Here is a 21,745-nt window from a genome sequence, read left to right as displayed (position 1 = left end):
GATGGGGCGAATCCATGGGTGACGAGCTGGCGGCCCGCGTGGCCGCCGCGATGTGGGCGGAGGACACCGCCAGCGCCGGCCTCGGCATGCGGCTGGTCGACGTCGGCGAGGGCACGGCCCGGCTCGAGATGCCGGTACGCGAGGACATGGTCAACGGGCACGGGATCGCGCATGGTGGATTCGTGTTCAGCCTGGCCGACTCCGCGTTCGCGTTCGCCTGCAACTCGCGCAACCAGGTGACCGTCGCGCAGGCCTGCGACATCGTCTTCGTCGCCCCGGCCCGGCGCGGGGACCTGCTGGTCGCCGAGGCCCGCGAGCGGACGGCGTTCGGCCGGAACGCGATCTACGACGTGACGGTCCGGCGCGGCGACGACGTGATCGCCGAGTTCCGCGGCCGCAGCCGTCAGTTGTCCGGCACGATCATCGCGTCCGAGGAGGAGTCATGACCCGTGCGGCGTTCCTGGTCGACGGCGTGCGTACCCCGATCGGACGGTACGGCGGTGCGCTGGCGACTGTCCGGCCCGACGACCTGGCCGCGCATGCGGTGTCCGCGCTGCTGGCCCGGCACAGCTCGCTCGATCCCTCGCTGATCGACGACGTGATCCTCGGCTGCGCGAACCAGGCCGGCGAGGACAACCGCAATGTGGCCCGGATGGCGGTGCTGCTGTCCGGCCTGCCCGTCGACGTTCCGGGGACGACGATCAACCGGCTCTGTGGCTCCGGTCTGGACGCGGTCGCCTCGGCCGCCCGCTCGATCGTTGCCGGTGACAACGAGATCGTGATCGCCGGTGGGGTCGAGTCGATGTCGCGGGCGCCGTTCGTGATGCCGAAGGCGACGACCGCGTTCTCCCGGCAGGCGGAGATCTTCGACACCACGATCGGCTGGCGGTTCGTGAACCCGGTCCTGCAGGCGCAGTACGGGATCGACTCGATGCCCGAGACCGCGGAGAACGTCGCGGCGGACTTCGGGATCTCGCGCGAGGACCAGGACCTGTTCGCGCTGCGCAGTCAGCAGCGCGCGGCCAAGGCCCAGGCGAACGGGCGGCTGGCCGAGGAGATCGTGCCGGTCTCCGTGCCCGGCAAGCGGGGTGCCGTGACGGACGTGGAGGTCGACGAGCATCCGCGGGAGACGTCGCTGGAGGCGCTGGCGGGGCTCAGGACGCCGTTCCGTACGCCGGGGACGGTCACCGCGGGCAATGCATCCGGCGTCAACGACGGCGCAGCTGCTCTGCTGGTGATGAGCGGCGACGCGGTCAACCGGCTCGGCGTCAGGCCCCTCGCTCGGATCGCCGGCACGGCGGCCGCCGGGGTGCCGCCGCGGATCATGGGCATCGGCCCGGCGCCCGCCACCCGCAAGCTGCTCGCCCGCACCGGTGTCGCGCTGTCCGACATCGACGCGATCGAGCTGAACGAGGCGTTCGCCTCCCAGTCGTTGGCAGTACTGCGCGAGCTCGGTCTTCCCGACGACGCCGAGCACGTCAACCCGAACGGCGGCGCCATCGCCCTCGGCCACCCGCTGGGGATGTCCGGTGCCCGCCTCGCTCTCACCGCCGCCCTGGAGCTTCGCCACCGCGACGCCGGGTACGCGCTGGCAACCATGTGCATCGGAGTCGGTCAGGGCATCGCGACCCTGCTCGCCCGTCCCTGATCGGTAGGTGCTGTGATGCTCGGCGATCCCTGTCCCGAGGACCTGCGCGACGACGGCGAACGGCTGTCCGTCGACGAACTCCGGTCCCGCCAGCTGTCGTTGCTGCAGACAACGATCAGGACGACGTACGAGAACGTCCCGCACTATCGGGCCGCGTTGGACGGGGTCGGCTTCGCGCCCGACGATCTGAAGTCGCTGGAGGATCTGAGCCGGTTGCCGTTCACGGCCAAGGCGGAGCTGCGCGACAACTACCCGTTCGGGATGTTCGCCGTTCCGCGGACCGAGGTGGTGCGGGTGCATGCCTCCTCGGGGACGACGGGACGGCCGACGGTGGTCGGGTACACACAGCGGGACGTGGATACGTGGGCCGACCTGATGGCTCGCTCGATCCGCGCGGCCGGCGGGCGTGCGGGGGACGTGTGTCATGTTGCCTACGGCTACGGTCTGTTCACCGGCGGTCTCGGGGCGCACTACGGTGCCGAGCGGTTGGGGTGCACCGTCGTACCGGTGTCCGGCGGGATGACCGAGCGGCAGGTCGACCTGATCCGCGACTTCGGCGCCCAGATCATCATGGTCACGCCGTCATACTTCCTCGCCATCGTGGACGAGATGGAGGCGCGCGGGATGGATCCGCGCGACACCTCGCTGCGGATCGGCATCTTCGGTGCCGAACCGTGGACCGAGCAGATGCGTACCGAGGTCGAGCAGCGGACCGGGATGCACGCCGTCGACATCTACGGGCTGTCCGAGGTGATGGGTCCGGGTGTCGCACAGGAGTGTGTGGAGACCAAGGACGGCCTGCACATCTGGGAGGACCACTTCTACCCGGAGATCATCGACCCGGTCACCGGCGAGGTGCTGCCGGACGGCGAGCTCGGCGAACTCGTCTTCACCACGCTGACCAAGGAAGCCTTTCCGGTACTGCGCTATCGCACCCGGGACCTGACCCGGCTGCTTCCGGGGACGGCACGGCCCGGGATGCGGCGGATGGAGAAGATCACCGGCCGCACCGACGACATGATGATCGTCCGCGGCGTCAACGTCTTCCCGACCCAGATCGAGGAACAGATCCTGCTGGTCGAAGGCCTGACCCCGCACTACCTCTGCGTCCTCACCCGCCCGGGTCGCCTCGACGAACTCACTGTCCAGGTCGAAGCAGCCCCCGGCCTCACCGACTCCACCACCGCCGGCGCTCACCTCGCCCGCCGCATCAAAGACCGAGTAGGCGTCACCGCCACCGTCGAGGTCCTCGCCCCCCACGCCCTCGAACGCTCGCTCGGCAAGGCCAAGCGGATCAAAGACAACCGCTAGACCTCCTAAGGACAGGAGGTAGTCGCCTCCTGTGGTCGTCCCACCCGGATGCTCAGGCGGAAGGCCGTGCTCGGAGCCGACTACCTCCTGTCGTTAGAGGAGTACGTCGGCCTGGGATCGTGGGTGGCTGGCCTTGCGGAAGGCGGGTGGGCGGATGTGAGGTCGGACCAACGCCTCCACCTCGAAGTCTTCGAGGTTGAACTTGGCTGCGATCTCGCGGTACGTCGCCCCGGTGCGGACCCGATCGATGACGTCCTCGACGCGGACCTCGGACCCCTCGACGAGCGGCTGCCCGCCGGCTCGTGCCGGATCCACGACGACATCCACGTCGTGGTAGATCACCAGCCGCAGCGTTCCGGCGTACCCGTCGTCGGACCAGCCGATCGCGGCCGATCCGCGGCGCAGTACGCCGGGCAGGCCGCCTTGGCTGTCGCGGAGGCGTTCCCAGCCCTGTTCGCGACCCTCGGCGGCGATCTCGATCAGCAGATCCCGGCCGTCGTGCGCCAGCCCGGACCACGCCAGCGGATAGTGCCGTCCGGCGCGGGACCGCAGGGCGACTGCCGCTTCACCGATCGCCTGCAGCGACAACCCGGCGTACCTGAGCTGTCGCAGCATGTGCGTCTCGACCAGCCCGGCGAAGGTGATCGTCGGCTCCCCGCGTCCACCGCTGCGTGCCTCCAGCGCTCCCGACCGCAACCAGTCCCCGAGCGTCGTCGCGGGCAGCCCGAGTTGGAGCGCCACCTCGGCACGTGTGTACAGCGGCAGGTCGAACCGTGGATCCACGTCTCACCTCTTCGCGCGGTGCGGGCGCTGTGCTTGACCCGAGCATGCCACGGCCCCGAGCCGACTTCGTGCACCCAGCGAGCGGAAATCTGGTTGGTGGGTGCACGAAGTGGGGGTGTACGGTGCTGCCTGGCCGAGAGGAGGTGAGCGCGATGTCGAGTTCGACCGTCGTGCTGCCCGTCCGCCGTACCCGCGGCTGAGACCGGGTGGCTCCATTTCAGTACAGGAGCTTTCAATGACCGAAGTACAGCGTCCGCCGCTGACCGCCGACGAGCGCGGCCAGCTGACCGGATGGCTCGACCTGCAGCGTTCCTTCGTCCGGATGAAGTGCCAGGGGCTCAGCGAAGAAGATGCCCACCGCAAGCTTCTGCCGACGTCGCCGCTGATGACGATGGCCGGCCTGGTCGCCCATCTGCGCTGGAACGAGTACTCGTGGTTCCAGCTCAACCTGGCCGGCGTCGCCGACACCGGCCAGACCCCATGGACAGAGGGCGGTCACCCCGACGCCGAGATGTTCGTCGACGACGTACCCATCGCCCAACTGCTGGACGAGTACGACGCCGAGTGCGCGCGATCCAACGAGACCATCGCCGCGCATTCGCTGGATGCGCTCGAGCAGGGCCCGTACGCCGCGAAGGGCGACGCCGCGTCCTTGCGGTACATCCTGTGCCACATGATCGAGGAGACCGCGCGCCACGTCGGCCACCTCGACATCATCCGGGAACTCCTCGACGGCACCACCGGCTACGAGAAGCTGAACTGATCCGGAGACCGGGGTGGGTGATCTCCACCTGATGACCACCCACCTCGGTAACCCGGTTACAGCGGCGCCGAGTGGTGGATAAGATGTCCGGCATCTGGCACGGGGTAGCGACAAGAGGTGTGATGAGGGAACCCTCCGTACGCCGTTATTCCGGGCGGTCCGTCGAGGAGTGGAAGGCCGCGCGCCGGGAGCGACTGCTCGCCGCCGCGCTGGAGTTGTTCGGGACCGAAGGCTATCCCGCGACCTCGGTGGAACGCCTGTGTACACAGGCGAAAGTCTCCACCCGGCACTTCTACCACGAGTTCCAGAACAAGGAAGCCGTCCTGCTCGCAGTGCACGCGCAGGTGATCGAGATGGCGGTGCGGACCACCGGTGACGCGTTGCGCCGCACCGCCGACCGGCCGGTCGGCGAGCGGATCACCGCGGCCGTCGACAGCTACCTGCGCACGATCATGGCTGATCTGCGTCAGGCCCGGATCTCGTTCGTCGAAGTGGTCGGTACCAGTCCGGCCGTCGAGGAGCAGCGGATCGCGTTCCGGGAGCTGCTGATCGGCAGCGTGACGGACCTCGGCGAGACCGCGGTCGGCCGCGGCGAGATCAAGCGCAAGGACTTCCGGTTCCTCGGGCTGGCGTTCTTCGGCGCGGTGAACACGGTCGTCTACGACTGGATGCTGACCGACCCGCGACCGCCCGAACATGACGTGCAGCAGTCTCTGCGTGAGCTGGCCGTTCAGCTCATGACGAGCTGACCCGCTTGCGCAGTTCGAGCACCACTTGGTCCCGGGGCAGCGACGCGCCGGCGTCGTACGCGGCGTCGAACGCATCGTTGCCCAGGGCCTCTTGCAGTCGTTCGAAGGCGGCTCGGACGTCGGCGTCCGCGACCGTCCGCAGGCCGCGCATCGCTGCCGCCATGCCCAGCGTCCGGGCCGCGAGCTCGGGCTCGCCGGACAACTCCTCCACGTCCGCCAGGACCTCGACGATGATCGACGCGACCGGCATGTCGTCGGCGGACAGCCCGAGCTCGATCGCCTGCTTGCCGTAGCGGCGCGCCTCGTCGAGCTCGTTGCGCGCGACATGCACCCGGCAGAGGTTCGCCAGCATCATCGCCTGGCCCTGCGGCGCCATCCGCTCCACCTCGAGGTCGAGCATCGAGTACGCGCGCTCGCCCAGCTCCTTGGCCTCGTCCAGCCGGCCGGTCCGGTAGGCGACCCGCGACAACCCCAGGTACGCCATGCCCTGACCGCCACGTGACCCGGTCTCCTCCGCCAGCTGCATCGCTCTGGTCAGATCCGCACGCGCGCCGTCGATGTCGCCGAGCTCGACCCGCTCCGCCGCACTCTGACCGAGCAGCTGGGACACTCCCTCGGTCGTGCCCAGTTCACTGATCAGGCTGAGCGCCTCCTCCACCGACTCCAGCGCGCCCTCGTGATCGCCGCGGCTGCCCTGGAAGCTCGACAGGCCGCGCAGGGCCATCGACGTACCCCAGCGGTCGCCGAGCTGACGGAAACCGTCCAGCGCCACGGCCAGGTCAGCCGCCATCTGGTCGACCTCGCCGTCGTTCTCGCGGAACATCGCCGTCATCATCACGGCCAGGTTCCGGGTCCAGGGGTCCTCGTGCTCGCGGGCGGCCTCGAGCTCACGGAACGACCCGGCCTTGTCCCGACGGATCATCGCCCACACCGCGTTCGTGAACATCCCGACGCCGGAGTGTGCGACGTGCGCATGGCGCCGGCTCAGCCACCGCACCTCGGCCAGCCCACGGATCGCCTGATGGAAGTTCGCGCCCGGGTCCTCGCTGATGGACAGCGTGCCGATCGAGTACAGCATCAGGGCCATCGCCCGGTCGTGCGGCGACGTCGGCCCCGGTACGGCGAGAGCCGCCTCCATCCAGCCGACCGCTTCGGTCGGACGGCCGCTCATGTTCCAGTACTCGCCCAGCACCGAGACGAGTTGGACCGCGACGCGCGCGGAGCCGGTGTCGATCGCGTTCCGGAGCGCGTCGAGCAGGTTCTCGTTCTCCGCGGTCAGGCGGGCGATCCACTGGATCTGCTCGCCGGTCCGCAGCTTCGGCTTGGCCTGCCGCAGCAGCCGGCTGAAGTAGATCGTGTGCGCGTGCCGGAAACGTTCGCGCTCACCGGCCAGCTCGAGCTGCTCGGCGCCGTACGCCCGGACCGTCTCGAGCATCCGGTACCGGACCGAGCGCTCCCCGGCTGCCGCTTCCACGAGCGATTTGTCGACAAGAGACGCCAGTACGCCGAGGATCGCGTCGGGCGGCAGGTTGCTGTCGCTGCAGACTTGCTCAGCGGCCTCCAGGGTCGCGCCGCCGGAGAACAGGGACAGCCGTCGCGCCACCGCCTGCTCGTCGGAATCGAGCAGCTCCCAGCTCCACTCCACGACCGCGCGCAATGTCTGGTGTCTGGGCAGTGCGGTCCGCGAGCCGCTGGTCAGCAGGCGGAACCGGTCGGCCAGCCGCTCCACGATCAGCTCCGGCGTGAGCGCCCGCAGCCGCGCCGCCGCGAGCTCGATCGCCAGTGGCATGCCGTCCAGCCGGCGGCAGATCTCCGCGACCGCTCCCCGGTTCGCATCGATCAGCGCGAAGTCCGGTCGTACGGCACGGGCCCGGTCCACGAACAGCTGGATCGCCGGGTACTCGTCGTCGACCGCATCCTCGGGCGGCAGCCCCAGCGGGCCGACCGGATGCAGGAGCTCGCCGGGAATACTCAGCGGCTCGCGGCTGGTCGTCAGCACGCGGAGTCGCGGGCAGGCCGCGAGCAACGAGTCGACCAAGGCGGCCACCTCCTGCACGAGGTGCTCGCAGTTGTCCAGCACGAGCAGGACCCGGCGGTCCGCGATGACGTCCACCAGCCGCTCGGTCGCGGCCCGCGACGCCGGGAGCCGCCTCGGTGTCCCCAGAGCGCTCTGGGGAGTGTCGATGTACTCGGTCGCACCGAGCGCGGACAGGACTGCAGGCGCGACCTCGGCCGCGTCACCGAGTGGCGCGAGCTCGACGAACCAGATGCCGTCCCCGCTCTGCGCAACCAAGGACCGCCCGGTCTCTGTCGCCAGTCTGGTCTTCCCGGCACCACCAGGACCGACCATGGTCACCAGACGCGTGCCGTTGTTCAGCATTCGCTCCAGCTCCGCCACGTCCTCGCGGCGTCCGACGAAGCTGGTCATCGGCGCACGCAGATTGCTGTGTGGGGCCGCAGCGGTCGGCGTCGGCACGACACCGTCGGTCGCCACCGGGTCCACCGAGTCCCCACGCAGCACGGCGACGTGTAGCTCGCGCAGGCGGGTGCCCGGGTCCGCACCGAGCTCGTCCGCGAGGGTCGCCCGGACTCGCTCGTACGCCGCCAGCGCCTCGGCTTGCCGGCCATCGGCGTACAGGGCTCTGATCAGCAGTTCGTGGACGCGTTCGCGGAGTGGGTGGGCGACGGCGAGGCGTTCGAGCTCGGTGATGCGGTCGCGGGCGTGACCGCAGCGGACGGCGGCCTCGGCGAGATCCTCGGCCGCGGCGAGCCGGAGCTCGCTCAGGCGGTCGCCCTCGACCGACGCGAACGGCAGGTCCCGGAGGTCGGCGAGCGCGTCCCCCCGCCACAGCTTCTCCGCCTGGGTGAGCAGTCCGTGGGCCTTCTCCGGATCGGAGCCGATCAGCCCGCGTCCCCGGCGTACCAGGTCCTCGAACTGGAGGGCGTCGACACAGTCCGCCCCCATGGTCAGCGTGTAGCCGGCCGGGCCGGATTGGACCGAGACGCTCGACTCGGTCGCGGGCAGGCCGGCGCGCAGGCGGGAGACGAGCGACTGCAGGGCGTTCGCGCTGGGAGCCTCACTCCCCCAGAGCCCGTCGACCAGCGTCTCGACGCTCACCGGGCGACCGGCGCTGAGCGCGAGCCGGGCGAGCAATCCGCGCAGCCGGACCCCGCGGACGTCCAGCGGAGTCCCGTCGGCCGCCCACATCGCGAGAGGCCCAAGCACCGCTATGCGCACGCCTCCAGCCTCGCACATGAGGCCGTCCAAATCCCCCTGCCTTTTGTCACGTCCTTCGCATAGTGTCGGCAGTCGTGACTGACATCTCCGCGGGTACGCAGACCGCTCTCACTCGAATCGTTTCCGAACGGCAGACCAAGGGGCGGGTGCCCGGCGTTGTCGGGGCCGTGGCCCGGGCCGGCAAGCTGGCCTGGTCGCAGGGGCTCGGCTCGGCCGACCTGGGTTCGCCCGGGGTGCCGCCGACGGCGGACTCGCAGTTCCTGATCGCCTCGCAGAGCAAGACGCTGACCGCGGTCGCGATCATGGCGCTGCGCGACGAGGGCAAGCTCAGCCTGGACGACACGGTCGAGAAGCTGATCCCGGAGAGCAAGCACGAGGGCATCACCGTGCGGCAGATGCTCAGCCACGCCAGCGGCATGCAGCGCGAGCCGGTCGGCGACGTCTGGGACCTGATGAAGTTCCCGGACCGCGAGGAGCTGGTGTCGGGCTGGAACGAGGCAGAGCGGGTCGGCAAGCCGCACCACCGGGTCCACTACTCGAACCTGGTCTTCTCGATGCTCGGCGAGATCGTCGCCCGGATCGACGGCCGGCCCTGGTACGACGCGATCAAGGCCCGGATCCTGGACCCGCTGGAGATGCGCCGTACGACGGTCGGCATGGACGGCGGACCGGCCGCCACCGGGTACTACGTGCCGCCGTACAGCGACGTACCGGTGCAGGAGAAGCTGCTCGATCTCGGTGCACTGAACGCCTGCGGCGGTCTGGCGAGTACGGCGCAGGACCTGGCGAAGTGGGCCATGTTCGTCGCCGACCCGGTGGACGAGGTGCTGTCGAAGGACACCGTGGACGAGATGTGCCAGGTCCAGTTGATGGCTGACATGGAGCGCTGGCAGTTGGCGTTCGGGCTCGGGTTCATGCTGATGCGTCTCGGCGACCGCGTGTTCGTCGGTCACGACGGCGGTATGCCTGGTCACATCACGTCGACGTTCGTTCACCGGCCGTCCGGCACAGCCGGGATCGCGCTGTTCAACTCGACGTCGTCGCCGGCCCCGAGCGCGCTGGCCACCGACCTGGTGATCAAGGTCCTCGAGGACGACCCGCTGCCCGCCGACCCGTGGATGCCGGGCGACGCCGTACCGGCCGAGCTCGAAGGTGTCCTCGGCACCTGGTTCTCCGAGGGGCGCCCGTTCATCTTCTCGGTCAAGTCCGGCATCCTCGAAGCCGCCGGTCTCGGCGCCCCCGCACACCTCAAGCCGGCCGTCTTCGCCCGCATCTCCGAAGACACCTACCGCACCGTCTCCGGCCGCGAAGCCGGCGAACTCCTCCGCATCACCCGAGACACCACCGGCACCCCCACAAAGTTGCACTGGGCAACCTACCTCTGCACCCGCCAACCCCTCGCCTTCGGCGAACACCTCTGAATTGACGAAGGGGCCGAGGATTTCCTCGGCCCCTTCGTCGTGGGGTTGGGTCAGGTGCGGCGGCGGTAGGCTCGGATGGCCAGGGGGGCGAAGACTGCTACCAGGCCGATCATCCAGGCGAAGGTGATGAGGAGCGGTTTCTGCAGGTCGCCGCCCAGCATCAGGGCTCGCATGGTGTCGACGAGGTACTTGACCGGGTTGACGTTCACGAAGGCCTGCAGGAAGCCGGGCAAGGTGCTGGTCTGGACGAAGACGTTGCTGCCGAAGGTGAGTGGGAACATCACCAGGAAGGCGACGCCTTGGACACCCTGGGCGGTCTTCAGCGTCAGCCCGAGCCAGACCCAGATCCAGCACATCGACAGCGCGAACAGCAGCACGATCACCAGCGCCAGCAGGCCGTTGCCGACCCCGTTCCCGAACCGGAACCCGAGCGCGAACCCGGTCCCCATCAAGATCACGATCGACAGCGAGTACCGCACCGCGTCACCGAGGACAGCGCCGACCAACGGAGCGATCCGAGCGATCGGCAGGCTGCGGAACCGGTCGAAGACTCCCTTGGCGAAGTCGTCGTTCAGCGCGACCCCGGTGCCCATCGTGGAGAACACCACGGTCTGCACCAGCAGACCGGGCAGCAGGTACGGCAGATAGTCGTGCCAGGTCCCACCCTGGGCGATCGCGCCGCCGAAGACGAACAGGAACAGCACCAGGAAGATGATCGGCTGGAATGTGACGTCCGCCAGGGCTTCCGGGTTCTGCCGGATCCGGACGATGTTGCGCCAGGCCAGGGTCAGGCTCTGCTGCACCCAGGCGAACGGATTGGTACGGCGGCCCGCGTGGGCCGGGGCATCGACAACGGCGGTGCTCATCGGCCCGCTCCTTCCAGGACAGCGTCGTACTTCTTCTCTTCGGCGGTGTGCCCGGTCAGGGCCAGGAAGACCTCGTCCAGGCTGGGCAGCCGCAGCGCCAGTTCGGTGACCGCGATACCTTCCTCGTCGAGGCGGCGTACGACGACCGGCATCGACGTACCGTCGGTGACCGGTGCGCTGACGCGGGCGTTCACAACGTCCACAGTCGGGCGTACGCCGACCGACTCGGCGACGATCGCCGCGACCCGCTCGAGATGGGCCGGCTCGGCTGGACTGACGTCCAGCGACTGCTTGCCGGCCTGGGCCTTCAGCTCGGCCGGCCGCCCGGAGGCCACCACCCGGCCCTTGTCGAACACCATGATCGAGTCGGCCAGTGCGTCGGCCTCCTCCAGGTACTGCGTGGTGAGGAGCACCGTGGTCCCGTCGAGCACCAGGTTCCGGATCGTCTCCCAGACGCCGTTGCGGGCGTGCGGGTCGAGACCGGTGGTGGGCTCGTCCAGGTACAGGATGCTCGGGTCGCCGACCAGGCTGGCGGCCAGGTCGAGTCGCCGGCGCATACCGCCGGAGTACGTCTTCGCGATCCGGTCGCCGGCGTCGGTCAGCTCGAACCGCTCCAGCAAATGGTCCGCCTTGGCGCGGGACCGCTCCCGCGAGTGGCCGAGCAGCCGCCCGATCATGATCAGGTTCCGGCGGCCGGACATGTCCTCGTCGACCGAGGCGTACTGCCCGGTCAGCCCGATGATCTCGCGGACCCGGCCGGCCTCGCGGACGACGTCGTACCCGCCGACCGTGGCGTGGCCGGAGTCGGGGCGGAGCAGAGTGCCCAGGATGCGGACCGCTGTGGTCTTGCCGGCCCCGTTCGGCCCGAGGACCCCGAGCACGGTGCCGGTCGGCACACTCAGGTCGACGCCGGCCAGGGCGGTGGTGCTGCCATATTTCTTGACCAAGCCAACAGCCTCGATGGCGACCTGGTTCGTTGTGGTCATCGGTTCCTCCCAGTGGAATCACTTCACTGGGACTACCGTGCCGGACCGCTCTGGCACCGGCCTGGCACTCGGCTGTCAGGCCATCTCAGCCGATGTCAGGCGACAGCAGGTCATGCCAGCCGCTGGCAGGTCGTGCCTGCGGGACAGCAGACACGACCTAGCCCTTCAGCGGAACGACCTGGTTGGCCCGCAGCGCCTCGTAGATCTCCGGGTTGTACCGGGCCAGCGTGGCCCGGGCCTTCCGCCGATACCTGAGGATCTGCCGGGTGCCGATCGCCCACAGCACGTACTGGAAGGCCAGCGCCCACTTGAAATCGGTGATGGTCTGAGGCGCCCCACCCGACGACGCGTCGAGCAGGATGCCGACCATCCCGATACACAGCAGCGTGGCGATGAACCCGCCAGTGTTGACCATCCCGTTCGCCGCCCCGAACCGCGTGGATGGGTTGAACGTCCGGGCGTAGTCCAGTCCGAGCATCGACCCGGGCCCACCAGCCGCCTGGACGACGATCAGCAGCAGGAGCACCGGCAGCGGCGCCTGACCCGGCCAGAGCAGTACGACGGTCCACATCGTCACCGACCCCGCGATCACGGCCAGCACGATCCAGGAGCGGTAGAACGGGAAGCGAGCGGCGTACCGGCCGACCATTGGGCCGTAGCAGAGGCCCGCCAGCACCGGCAGGACCAGCATCGCCGCGGCAGTCGTCGGCGCCAGCCCCTCACCGGTCACGAGGAACGGGAAGCCCCAGAGCAGTCCGAAGGTGCTGCCGGAGAAGCTGGTGGTGAAGTGGGTCCAGAGCCCCAGCCGAGTGCCCGGCTCCTTCCACGCCCGCCGCAGATTGTTCCGCACTTCGGTGACCGACTGCTTGCTCTGGTGCAGCGGCTCGTCGTACGGCGTGTCCTTGATCAGGAACAGCACGAGTACGCCGGTCACCAGACTGAGCACACTGGCAGCGGCGAACGTGGTGGTCCAGCCGAACGCGTGGAAGGCCGCGGACATCGGCACGGTCGAGACGATCGCACCGAGACCACCGAGCATTCCGGTCGCCTGAGACATCACCGGCTGGCGCAACGCGGGGAACCAGGACATGACGACCCGCAGCACGCTGATGAACACCAGTGCGTCGCCCACACCCAGTACGGCGCGGGCCGCGAGTGCAGCGGGATACGAGTCGACCAGACTGAACGCAGTTTGCGCCACGAACAGCAGTCCGGACGCGGTGATCAGCAGCCGCTTGGAGCCGTACCGGTCGAGCAGTACGCCGACCGGCACCTGCATGGCGGCGTACACGGTCAGCTGCACGACGGTGAAGCTGGCCAACGCGGATGCGGAGATGTGGAAGCGCTCTGCGGCCTGTAGGCCGGCCACGCTCATCGAGCCACGGTGCAGCACGGTCACCAGGTAGGTGAGGACAGCAGTGGTCCACACCGCCCAGGCGCGACGTCCGCCCAGGGGGAAGAGGAGTTCGGTCAACGCGAACTCCGCAGGTCCGCCGAGGCGGTGTCGATGTGGGCGACCACGAGCTCGCGGAACCGCTTCACGCTGTTCCCGCCGAGGGCGTCGATCATCTCCTGGTGCGAGGCGATCGACTTGTCCATCCGGGCCGGCTGCATCTCGATGCCGGGCACGCCCATCCGGACCTGGCGGTCGCGCAGGCTGTTGTAGAGCTTGGCGAGGATTTGGTTGCCGGCGGCACCGACGATGGCCTCGTGGAAAGCGCGGTCGGCCTCCAGGAAGCTCTTGGCGTTGCCGCTGCGGCGGTGTTCACGCATCTCGTCGACGCGCTGGGTCAGGGTCTCGACGAGCTGCTTGCGCCGCGGCCAGACCTTGGCGGCGGCGTGCGTCTCGAGCAGCTCACGGGCCTCCAGGACATCGTCGATCTCCTGCGGCAGCACCGGCTGAACGAGTGCGCCCTTCTTCGGGTACAGCTTCACCAGGCCGGACTCCTCCAGCCGCAGCAATGCCTCGCGCACCGGTGTCCGCGACACCCCGACCGCGGTGGCCAGCTCACCTTCGGTGAGCAGCTCGCCGCCCGGGTAGACCCGGTCCAGGATCGCCGCCTTCACGTAGGCGTAGACCCGCTCGGCGGCCGGGATCTTCTCCACCCCCGGCGCCGCCTCGACCACCACCCGGGCGATCTCCGCGGTCTCGTCGCCCAACTCCAACGCCGACCCCGACGCCGACGCCGACACAGTCGGCCCGTTCTCCGGCACCCCGCTTGTCACTGAACTCCCACCCATACGACCGGTATCTCTGTTGTATCTATCTTACACACCACTCTAATCCACCGCTGCGGCCAGGTATTCCCCAGCTTGTCCACGAGTTATCCACAGGCCGATCCACAGCATGTGGGCAACTGAGCGTGAACGGATGGACTGTAGGTAGTGACAAGTGCAGGGTTTCCCCTGCGTTGTGGATGAAGAACTCCGCGGGTTCGCAATCCGCTCTAGAGTCTCGGGATACCGAGCCTGGCCCGACCTCACCCAGGCCCCCGCTCCGAGGAGGCAGCGTGTCCCGAAGCTCCCGTCCGCGCCGCTGGACAGCCGGTCTGGCTGCCACCGCGCTCACTCTGACGACACTCGGTGCCGCCACCGCCCACGCCGTACCGTCCGACCACGCGTCGGCGGCGGCGCCTGGGCCGCTGATGAACTACGTGGTCAACACCAAGGCGTCACCCGGTCACGTGCGCAAGGTCGAGGACGCCGTGAAGGCGGCCGGCGGGACCGTGGTGACGTCGTACCGCCAGCTCGGGGTGGTGATCGCCCAGTCGACCAACCCGGACTTCCGCACCGACGTGCGCTCGGGCCACAACGGGCGTGAGGTCCAGTCCGTCGGCGCGACCCGCACCGCCGCGGTCAGCGAGGGCCCGGTCGGTACGGCGAAGTCCGCCGCCGGAGTGAAGTCGGTCGAGGACGCCGAGGCGGCGCCGGTGCCGGATCCGCGCGAGCTCGATCAGTGGGACATGGTCCAGATCAAGGCGGACCAGGCCCACGCGGTCACCGACGGCTCGCGCGGCGTGCTGGTCGGCATCAACGACAGCGGTGTCGACGACACCCACCCGGACCTGGCGCCGAACTTCGACGCCAAGGACTCGGTGAACTGTGTGAACAACGGCGTACCGGACACCACTGCGGGTGCGTGGCGGCCGACCACCAGTTCGCACGGCACGCACGTGGCCGGGACGGTCGCCGCGGCCCGCAACGGCGTCGGCATCGTCGGTGTCGCTCCCGGCGTGCGGATCGCGTCGGTCAAGGTGGTCAACGATGACGGCTTCATCTACCCGGAGTACTCGATCTGCGGCATCGTCTGGGCCGCCGAGCACCACATGGACGTCACCAACCACAGCTACTTCATCGACCCGTTCGAGTTCTGGTGCAAGGACAACGGCGACCAGGGCGCGGTCCAGGAAGCGGTACGGCGTGCGTACGCCTGGGCGACGGGTCGCGGAGTGCTGTCGGTCGCGGCCGCCGGCAACTCGAACTACGACCTGGCCAACAAGACCACCGACAACGGCAGCCCGAACGACTCGACCCCGGTCCCCCGGCAGATCAACAACAGCTGCCTGGACATGCCGACCGAGCTGCCCGGCGTGATCACCGTGGCCAGCACCACCCAGGCCAGGGTCCGCAGCGGCTTCTCGAACTTCGGCCTGAACAAGATCGACGTCGCCGCCCCCGGCAGCTCGATCCTGTCCACCCTGCCAGGTGGCGGCTACGGAAACATGAGCGGTACGTCGATGGCGTCGCCGCACGTCACCGGTGTCGCCGCGCTGATGAAGTCGGCGCACCCGTGGTGGAGCCCGCAGGACCTGGAGCGGGCGCTGCGCAAGGAGGCGGACGACACCGCCTGCCCGACCACCCCGGACGCCCGCTGCACCGGCACGACCGCGAACAACGCCTTCTTCGGTGAAGGCATCGCGGACGCGCTGGACGCCGTCAAGCGCTGACGACCCAGACCGAGTGGGGGTCCTCCGCCCAGGACCCCCACTCACACCCTGTCCGCGGTCTCCCCCACACATGGCTCTACGCACCCCACCCTCCAGCAACCGCCGACCCAGCCGCCCAGCCGACCCCCCAGCCCCCAGCCCCCAGCCACAGCCCCCAGCCACAGCCCACCGGTGCGCCGGCCACCGGTGCGCCGCCATTTGAACGGATAACCCCTCGACTCGCCCCTTCTCTCTCCGAATTACGAGCAGACAAGGGGCCATTTGGAGGGATATCCGCTCAAATGGTCGCGGGCGGGCGGTGGAGGCGAGCCGGTGGAGGCGGTAGGACCCGGCACAGCCGCCGGCGGTGGATGGGAGCCGACGTGCTACGCCGTGCTGATCAGCACGATTCCGGCGACGACGACCACGGCGGCGATCGCGCGCCGCGGGCCGAAGCGTTCACCGAAGAAGACCGCGCCGATGATGGCGCCGAAGATGATGCTGGTCTCGCGGAGCGCCGCGATGGCGGCGAGGGTGCCGCGCGTCTGTGCCCACAAGACCAAGCCGTAGGCGACCATCGACACAACACCACCGGCGAGCCCGGACAGCACCGCTGAGCGCGGCAGTTTCAGCACGCCCGGGCCGCGCCAGGCGAGCACCACCAGCGGCATCAGGAAGCCCTGGAGCATGAACACCCAGCCCATATAGGTCAGCACGGGCATCTTGTGGACCGCCAGGCCGTCGACCACCGTGTACGACGCGATCGTCAGCCCGGTGCCGACGGCCGCCAGCAGCGCCGGCGCCTGCCGCCGCCCCGGCCGGCCGATGAACACCAGCGCGATCAGTCCGGCCGAGATCAGCAGCACCCCGGCCAACTCGACCAGCGCCAGTGCCTGATGCAGTACGACGATCGAGACGACCGCCACCACCCAGGGCGACGTACCGCGGGCCAACGGGTACATCTGGCTGAACTGACCCAGTTGATAGGAGGCCAGCAGCCCACCGAGATACGCGAGGTGCAGCACGGCCGACGCGATGATGTAGCCCCAGGTACCGGCCGGCGGCAGACCCATCACCAGCACCGCGGTCAGCCCGATGATCCCCGCGGCCAACTCGAACAGCGCAAGCCCGGCGACCCGGTCCGGCGCACCGTGCGCCATCGCGTTCCAGGTCGCGTGCAGGACCGCCGCCCCGAGCACCACCATCAACACCAGCACTGCTACACCCTCTCACTGGGACAACCGCCGCCCTGCGCCTATGCCTTGAGACGCTGTAGGCATGCGATCTGTGAGGCAGTGGAAGTTCGGTGGGCCTGAGGTTCTCGAGCTGACCGAGGTCGAGAAGCCGGTGCCGGGGCCGACTGAGGTGCTGGTCGAGGTACATGCGGCGGGCGTCAACCCGGTGGACTGGGTGACTCGGGCGGAGGAGGTGTACCTGGGGAAGCCGCCGTACACGCTCGGTTGGGACGTGTCGGGCGTGGTGGTCGAGCTCGGCGTGGGCGCCAGCGGAGTCGCGGTTGGTGACGAGGTGCTGGGGATGCCGTGGTTCCCGCGGGAGGCTGCGGCGTACGCCGACTATGTGACGGCGCCGTCACGGCAGTTCGTGCGGAGGCCGGCGGGGATGTCGCACGTGGAGGCGGCTGGGTTGCCGCTGGCCGGGCTCACCGCATGGCAGTGCCTGGTCGAGGTGGCCGACGTACAGGCTGGGCAGCGGGTGCTGGTTGATGCTGCCGCGGGCGGGGTCGGGCATCTGGCGGTGCAGATCGCGAAGGCTCGTGGGGCTGAGGTGGTCGGGACTGCTAGCGCGGGGAAGCATGAGTTCCTGCGGTCGATCGGAGTGGATCAGCCGCTCGACTACCACGATCCGGCGGCTGACCCCGGCGAGATTGACCTCGTGGTCGGGTTGGTGGGGACGGAATCGGATCGGCGGTGGTTGGAGTTCGTGCGACCTGGTGGGCTGCTGGTCGCCGTACTTGGCGGGGTGACGGAGGAGCTTGGGCGGGACGCCGAGGCACGCGGCGTACGTACTGCGGAGATGCTGGTCGAGCCGGACCGGATCGGGCTGCTCGGGTTGACCGATCTGGTCGAGCGCGGGCTGCTGCGGGTGCACGTCGAGCAGACGTTCCCGCTGGAGGACGCCGCCGCCGCACACCGCGTGGGCGAGACGGGTCGGGTGACGGGGAAGCTGGTGCTCGCGCTGCGGTGACGTGCGAAGGCCCGGGTGGTTTGTCCACCCGGGCCTTGCGGCGTACTGCTAGAACATCAGGGCGCGGGCGGGGTCCTCGAGAATGCCGGCGACGTCGGCGAGGAAGGTGGAGCCCTTCTCGCCGTCGATCAGGCGGTGGTCGAAGGACAGCGCCAGCGTGGTGAGCCAGCGCGGGACGATCTCGTCGTCCACCACCCACGGCTGCTTGCGGATCGCGCCGAAGGCGAGGATCGCTGCCTCGCCCGGGTTGATGATCGGCGTCCCCGCGTCGACGCCGAACACGCCGACGTTGGTGATCGTGAACGAACCGCCGGCCTGGTCCGCCGGTTGGGTCTTGCCCTCGCGGGCGGTGGCGACCAGGTCGTTCAGTGCAGCGCAGAGCTCGGGCAACGTGAGGGCGTCGGCGTTCTTGATGTTCGGCACGATCAGGCCGCGCGGGGTGGCCGCGGCGATGCCGAGGTTGACCGCGCCCTTGTAGACGATCTCCTGCGCCGGTTCGTCCCAGGCCGCGTTGATGACCGGGGTACGACGGGCTGCCAGGGTGACCGCCTTCGCGACGATCAGCAACGGCGACACCTTGAGGTCCCGGAACGCCTTGTCACCCTTGAGCCGGTCGACCAGCTCCATGGTGGCGCTGACGTCCACGGTGATCCACTCGGTCACATGCGGCGCGGTGAAAGCACTGGCAACCATCGCCTGCGCCATCACCTTCTGCACACCCTTCACGGGCACCCGAGTATCCCCACGCCCACTAACCACAGGCGCAACCTCAACCACAGGAGCCGGCGCCTCTACGTGCCCTTCGACGTCAGCCCGGGTGATGATCCCGCCCGGCCCGGTTGCAGTCACGCCGGCCAGATCAATCCCCAGATCCTTGGCCAGCTTCCGCACCGGAGGCTTGGCCAGCACATGCACAGAACCCGCCGGTTCATTGCTCTTAGCAACAACCGGTTCAGGTACGGGTGCGGGTGCAGGCACCTCGACCGCTGGAGCCGGTGCGGGACCAGAACCCTTGCGGGGGCGGCGTTTGGCTTCGGTGGTTCGGGGGCCGTAGCCGACGAGGACCGCGGTGCGGCCGCCGTTGTCGGGTTCGGGGATCGCGGGAACGAGGTCTTCGGTGCCGGCATCGGCCGGTGGGGGCTCGTCGCCCGCGGAGTCGGTCTGGACCGCGATGATCGGCGTACCGACCGGGACGGTCTCGCCTTCGGGGACGAGGAGTTCGGCGATGGTGCCGGCGAAGGGGACCGGGAGTTCGACCAGGGACTTGGCGGTCTCGATCTCGACGACGGTGTCGTTGAGCTTGACCGTGTCGCCCGGCTTGACCTTCCAGCTGACGATCTCGGCTTCGACCAGACCCTCACCCACGTCGGGGAGGCGGAAGTGCTGGATGCCCATCAGTACCCCATCACCCGGTCGACACCGTCGAGCACCCGGTCGAGGTCGGGCAGGTAGTCCTCTTCCATCCGCGACGGCGGGTACGGGGTGTCGAACCCGGTGACGCGCAGGACCGGCGCCTCCAGGTGGTAGAAGCACTCCTCGGTCACCCGCGCGGCGATCTCCGAACCCGGGCCGAGCGTGTACGGCGCCTCGTGCACGACGATCGCCCGCCGGGTCTTCTTGACCGACGCGAAGATCGTCGGCAGGTCGAACGGCGAGATCGTGCGCAGGTCGACGACCTCGAGCTGCCGACCGTCCTCGACCGCGGCCTCGGCGGCTTGCAAGCAGGTCTTCACCATCGGGCCGTAACAGAGCAGCGTCGCGTCGGTGCCCTCGCGGACCACCTTCGCCTGGTGCAGCGGCAGCGCCGGCGGCACAGACTCGTCCAGCTCCGCCTTCTCGTGGTAGCGGCGCTTCGGCTCGAAGAACACCACCGGGTCGTCGGTGGCGATCGCCTGCTGGATCATCCAGTACGCGTCGACCGGGTCGCCGCAGGACACCACCTTGAGACCGGGCACGTGCGCGAACAGCGTCTCCGGCGACTCCGAGTGGTGCTCGACCGCGCCGATGCCGCCGCCGTACGGGATCCGGATCACGACGGGCATCCGGATCCGGCCGTGCGACCGGAAGTGCATCTTCGCGACCTGGTTGATGATCTGGTCGTACGCCGGGAACACGAACCCGTCGAACTGGATCTCGCAGACCGGCCGATAGCCGCGCAGCGCCAGACCGACCGCGGTCCCGATGATGCCGGACTCGGCCAGCGGGGTGTCGATCACCCGGTCCTCGCCGAAGTCCTTCTGCAGGCCTTCGGTGACCCGGAAGACCCCGCCGAGCTTGCCGATGTCCTCGCCCATCACGACGACCTTGGGGTCGGCCTCCATCGCGGCCCGCAGACCGGCGTTGATGCCCTTGCCGAGAGTGATCTTCGTCATCACCGAACCTCGCCTTCGAACGAAGCGGCGTACGCGGCGAACTGTTCCTTCTGCTCGACCAGTTGCGGCGTCTGCTCGACGTACACGGTGTCGAAGAAGTCGGTCAGCTCCGGCTCCGGCATCGACAGGCAGCCGGCCCGCAGCGTGGCGGCGACCCCGTCGGCCTCGGCGTCGATCTGGTCGAAGAAGTCGTGGTCGACCCCGGCGGTGCGGGTCAGGTACGCGCGGACCCGCTCGATCGGGTCCTTCAGCTTCCAGTGCTCGAGGTCCTCGCTGAGCCGGTACTTCGTCGGGTCGTCGGAGGTGGTGTGCGCACCCATCCGGTAGGTGTAGGCCTCGATCAGGGTCGGGCCGCTCCCCTCCCGGGCCCTGCTGAGAGCCTGTTGCGAGACGGCGTACGTAGCAAGTACGTCGTTGCCGTCGACGCGGACGCCGGGGAAGCCGAAGCCGGCCGCGCGCTGGTACAGCGGGATCCGGGTCTGCCGGTCGATCGGCTCGGAGATGGCCCACTGGTTGTTCTGGCAGAAGAACACCACCGGCGCGTTGAAGACCGAGGCCCAGATGAACGCCTCGTTCACGTCGCCCTGGCTGCTGGCGCCGTCGCCGAAGTACGCGATCGTCGCCTCGCCGTTCTCGGCGTCGCCGATGGCGTGGTCGCGCTGCTGGCCCATCGCGTACCCGGTCGCGTGCAGCGTCTGCGCGCCGATCACGATCGTGTACAGGTGGAAGTTGTTCTCGCGCGGGTCCCAGGCACCCTGGTCGACGCCGCGGAACAGGCCGAGCAGCCGCAGCGGGTCGACGCCCTGGCACCAGGCGACGCCGTGCTCGCGATAGGTCGGGAAGACCATGTCCTTGGAGTTCAGGGCGCGGCCGGAGCCGATCTGCGCGGCCTCCTGGCCGAGCAGCGACGCCCAGAGACCGAGCTCACCCTGCCGCTGCAGGGCGGTGGCCTCGGTGTCGATCCGGCGGACCAGGGTCATGTCCCGGTAGAAGCCCTTGATCGCCTCGTCGTCGAGGTCGAACGAGTAGTCCGGGTGCTCGACGCGCTCACCTTCGGGCGTCAGCAGCTGGACGAACTCGACCTCCTCGGAGGCCTGGGGCGGACTGACCGGCGCCTCGACGGGCGCGAACACTTCCGGGGTAATCCCCGGCACCGACTCACTCACATGCACTCCTCGGGTTCGAGCGCGGGATCGCCGCGACCGCAACGTTGCGCGGGCCGGCCCCCTTCAGCCGGGTGAGGCTTCGCAGGCAGGACCGCGTGGATCCAGGGTTGATGCACTGGCACTACTACCAGTAGACCTCCTCACCGGCCTGCCTGGCTGTATTACTTGCGGGACACCGTACCCAGCGGGTTGCCTGATCCGCTAACTGTCTGGACGCTCGCACGTACGCCGGTACCGAAACCGGTCCTGGCACGAGACACCAGTCCACCCACTGGTCATATCTCCACGCTCATATTACAGATGTCCGCAGC

The 21,745-nt window shown here is 69.1% G+C and carries 18 protein-coding genes; 8 read left to right on the top strand and 10 right to left on the bottom strand.

The window, feature by feature from the left end; all coding sequences use genetic code 11:
• Nucleotides 1-14 precede the first annotated feature (14 nt).
• From paaI to paaK, 3 genes are read left to right on the top strand one after another with little or no spacing between them, the layout of a single operon-like run.
• Nucleotides 15-446, top strand: coding sequence for a hydroxyphenylacetyl-CoA thioesterase PaaI (paaI, locus tag E0H75_RS05670; RefSeq protein WP_131511986.1), 432 nt, complete (start codon nt 15-17; stop codon nt 444-446).
• Nucleotides 443-1,648, top strand: a complete 1,206-nt coding sequence (gene pcaF / locus E0H75_RS05665; RefSeq protein WP_131511985.1) for a 3-oxoadipyl-CoA thiolase — start codon at nt 443-445, stop codon at nt 1,646-1,648. The genes paaI and pcaF overlap by 4 nt, the downstream gene beginning before the upstream one ends.
• 15 nt (nt 1,649-1,663) lie before the next feature.
• A complete protein-coding gene (gene paaK / locus E0H75_RS05660) occupies nt 1,664-2,959 on the top strand; it encodes a phenylacetate--CoA ligase PaaK (RefSeq protein WP_131511983.1) in 1,296 nt (431 codons plus the stop codon).
• 93 nt (nt 2,960-3,052) lie between these two features.
• Here the strand turns inward: paaK and E0H75_RS05655 are convergent, their stop codons facing one another.
• Complete coding sequence (locus E0H75_RS05655) at nt 3,053-3,742, bottom strand: DUF433 domain-containing protein (RefSeq protein ID WP_131511981.1); 690 nt, start codon at nt 3,740-3,742, stop codon at nt 3,053-3,055.
• Nucleotides 3,743-3,977: 235 nt separating this feature from the next.
• Between E0H75_RS05655 and E0H75_RS05650 the strand changes: the two genes are divergently transcribed.
• Nucleotides 3,978-4,505, top strand: coding sequence for a DinB family protein (locus E0H75_RS05650; RefSeq protein ID WP_131511979.1), 528 nt, complete (start codon nt 3,978-3,980; stop codon nt 4,503-4,505).
• 122 nt (nt 4,506-4,627) lie between these two features.
• Nucleotides 4,628-5,254, top strand: a complete 627-nt coding sequence (locus tag E0H75_RS05645) for a TetR/AcrR family transcriptional regulator (protein WP_131511977.1) — start codon at nt 4,628-4,630, stop codon at nt 5,252-5,254.
• Here the strand turns inward: E0H75_RS05645 and E0H75_RS05640 are convergent.
• On the bottom strand, nt 5,241-8,492 hold the full coding sequence (locus E0H75_RS05640) for an AfsR/SARP family transcriptional regulator (RefSeq protein WP_165553464.1): 3,252 nt from the start codon (nt 8,490-8,492) through the stop codon (nt 5,241-5,243). The two genes, E0H75_RS05645 and E0H75_RS05640, sit on opposite strands and share 14 nt — an antisense overlap.
• 74 nt (nt 8,493-8,566) lie before the next feature.
• Here E0H75_RS05640 and E0H75_RS05635 point away from each other — a divergent pair, with 74 nt between their 5' ends.
• Nucleotides 8,567-9,913 (top strand): serine hydrolase domain-containing protein, encoded by a 1,347-nt coding sequence (locus tag E0H75_RS05635; protein WP_131511973.1) that lies wholly within the window; start codon nt 8,567-8,569, stop codon nt 9,911-9,913.
• 50 nt (nt 9,914-9,963) lie between these two features.
• Here E0H75_RS05635 and E0H75_RS05630 read toward each other — a convergent pair whose 3' ends face one another.
• The 4 genes from E0H75_RS05630 to E0H75_RS05615 all read right to left on the bottom strand — a co-directional run bounded on the left by E0H75_RS05630 (nt 9,964) and on the right by E0H75_RS05615 (nt 13,991).
• The gene (locus tag E0H75_RS05630; protein WP_131365015.1) at nt 9,964-10,779 is read right to left on the bottom strand and encodes an ABC transporter permease; all 816 of its coding nucleotides are present in this window, start codon (nt 10,777-10,779) and stop codon (nt 9,964-9,966) included.
• Complete coding sequence (locus tag E0H75_RS05625; protein ID WP_131511971.1) at nt 10,776-11,765, bottom strand: ATP-binding cassette domain-containing protein; 990 nt, start codon at nt 11,763-11,765, stop codon at nt 10,776-10,778. Before E0H75_RS05625 ends, E0H75_RS05630 begins: the two co-directional genes overlap by 4 nt.
• A gap of 157 nt (nt 11,766-11,922) precedes the next feature.
• Nucleotides 11,923-13,239 (bottom strand): MFS transporter, encoded by a 1,317-nt coding sequence (locus tag E0H75_RS05620; RefSeq protein WP_131511970.1) that lies wholly within the window; start codon nt 13,237-13,239, stop codon nt 11,923-11,925.
• On the bottom strand, nt 13,236-13,991 hold the full coding sequence (locus tag E0H75_RS05615; protein WP_238162851.1) for a GntR family transcriptional regulator: 756 nt from the start codon (nt 13,989-13,991) through the stop codon (nt 13,236-13,238). Before E0H75_RS05615 ends, E0H75_RS05620 begins: the two co-directional genes overlap by 4 nt.
• A gap of 284 nt (nt 13,992-14,275) precedes the next feature.
• Here E0H75_RS05615 and E0H75_RS05610 point away from each other — a divergent pair, with 284 nt between their 5' ends.
• Nucleotides 14,276-15,712: a S8 family peptidase gene (locus E0H75_RS05610; RefSeq protein WP_131511966.1), complete on the top strand. Its 1,437-nt coding sequence runs from the start codon at nt 14,276-14,278 to the stop codon at nt 15,710-15,712.
• A gap of 365 nt (nt 15,713-16,077) precedes the next feature.
• On the opposite strand, the gene E0H75_RS05605 is transcribed toward E0H75_RS05610, so the two are convergent.
• Nucleotides 16,078-16,908, bottom strand: coding sequence for a DMT family transporter (locus E0H75_RS05605; protein WP_202872833.1), 831 nt, complete (start codon nt 16,906-16,908; stop codon nt 16,078-16,080).
• 61 nt (nt 16,909-16,969) lie between these two features.
• Here E0H75_RS05605 and E0H75_RS05600 point away from each other — a divergent pair, with 61 nt between their 5' ends.
• Nucleotides 16,970-17,896, top strand: a complete 927-nt coding sequence (locus E0H75_RS05600) for an NADP-dependent oxidoreductase (protein ID WP_131511964.1) — start codon at nt 16,970-16,972, stop codon at nt 17,894-17,896.
• 48 nt (nt 17,897-17,944) lie between these two features.
• Here the strand turns inward: E0H75_RS05600 and E0H75_RS05595 are convergent, their stop codons facing one another.
• Genes E0H75_RS05595 through pdhA form a run of 3 tightly spaced genes read right to left on the bottom strand, consistent with a single transcriptional unit; the run spans nt 17,945 to nt 21,434 of the window.
• Nucleotides 17,945-19,291: a dihydrolipoamide acetyltransferase family protein gene (locus E0H75_RS05595; protein ID WP_202872832.1), complete on the bottom strand. Its 1,347-nt coding sequence runs from the start codon at nt 19,289-19,291 to the stop codon at nt 17,945-17,947.
• Nucleotides 19,291-20,268, bottom strand: coding sequence for an alpha-ketoacid dehydrogenase subunit beta (locus E0H75_RS05590; RefSeq protein ID WP_131365003.1), 978 nt, complete (start codon nt 20,266-20,268; stop codon nt 19,291-19,293). Before E0H75_RS05590 ends, E0H75_RS05595 begins: the two co-directional genes overlap by 1 nt.
• Entirely contained in the window at nt 20,268-21,434 is a 1,167-nt protein-coding gene (gene pdhA, locus E0H75_RS05585; protein ID WP_131511962.1) for a pyruvate dehydrogenase (acetyl-transferring) E1 component subunit alpha, read from the bottom strand. Before pdhA ends, E0H75_RS05590 begins: the two co-directional genes overlap by 1 nt.
• Nucleotides 21,435-21,745 lie beyond the last annotated feature (311 nt).

Origin of the sequence: Kribbella capetownensis, from assembly GCF_004331485.1 — a bacterium.
GTDB lineage: Bacteria > Actinomycetota > Actinomycetes > Propionibacteriales > Kribbellaceae > Kribbella > Kribbella capetownensis.
This window is presented reverse-complemented; position numbering and strand designations above follow the sequence as displayed.

What these genes read in the sequence shown, in the direction of transcription:
- paaI (WP_131511986.1), top strand. Translation starts at nt 15, where the DNA reads ATGGGTGACGAGCTGGCGGCCCGCGTGGCCGCCGCGATGTGGGCGGAG.
- pcaF (WP_131511985.1), top strand. Translation starts at nt 443, where the DNA reads ATGACCCGTGCGGCGTTCCTGGTCGACGGCGTGCGTACCCCGATCGGA.
- paaK (WP_131511983.1), top strand. Translation starts at nt 1,664, where the DNA reads ATGCTCGGCGATCCCTGTCCCGAGGACCTGCGCGACGACGGCGAACGG.
- E0H75_RS05650 (WP_131511979.1), top strand. Translation starts at nt 3,978, where the DNA reads ATGACCGAAGTACAGCGTCCGCCGCTGACCGCCGACGAGCGCGGCCAG.
- E0H75_RS05645 (WP_131511977.1), top strand. Translation starts at nt 4,628, where the DNA reads ATGAGGGAACCCTCCGTACGCCGTTATTCCGGGCGGTCCGTCGAGGAG.
- E0H75_RS05630 (WP_131365015.1), bottom strand. Translation starts at nt 10,779, where the DNA reads ATGAGCACCGCCGTTGTCGATGCCCCGGCCCACGCGGGCCGCCGTACC.
- E0H75_RS05625 (WP_131511971.1), bottom strand. Translation starts at nt 11,765, where the DNA reads ATGACCACAACGAACCAGGTCGCCATCGAGGCTGTTGGCTTGGTCAAG.
- E0H75_RS05600 (WP_131511964.1), top strand. Translation starts at nt 16,970, where the DNA reads ATGCGATCTGTGAGGCAGTGGAAGTTCGGTGGGCCTGAGGTTCTCGAG.
- E0H75_RS05595 (WP_202872832.1), bottom strand. Translation starts at nt 19,291, where the DNA reads ATGGGCATCCAGCACTTCCGCCTCCCCGACGTGGGTGAGGGTCTGGTC.
- E0H75_RS05590 (WP_131365003.1), bottom strand. Translation starts at nt 20,268, where the DNA reads ATGACGAAGATCACTCTCGGCAAGGGCATCAACGCCGGTCTGCGGGCC.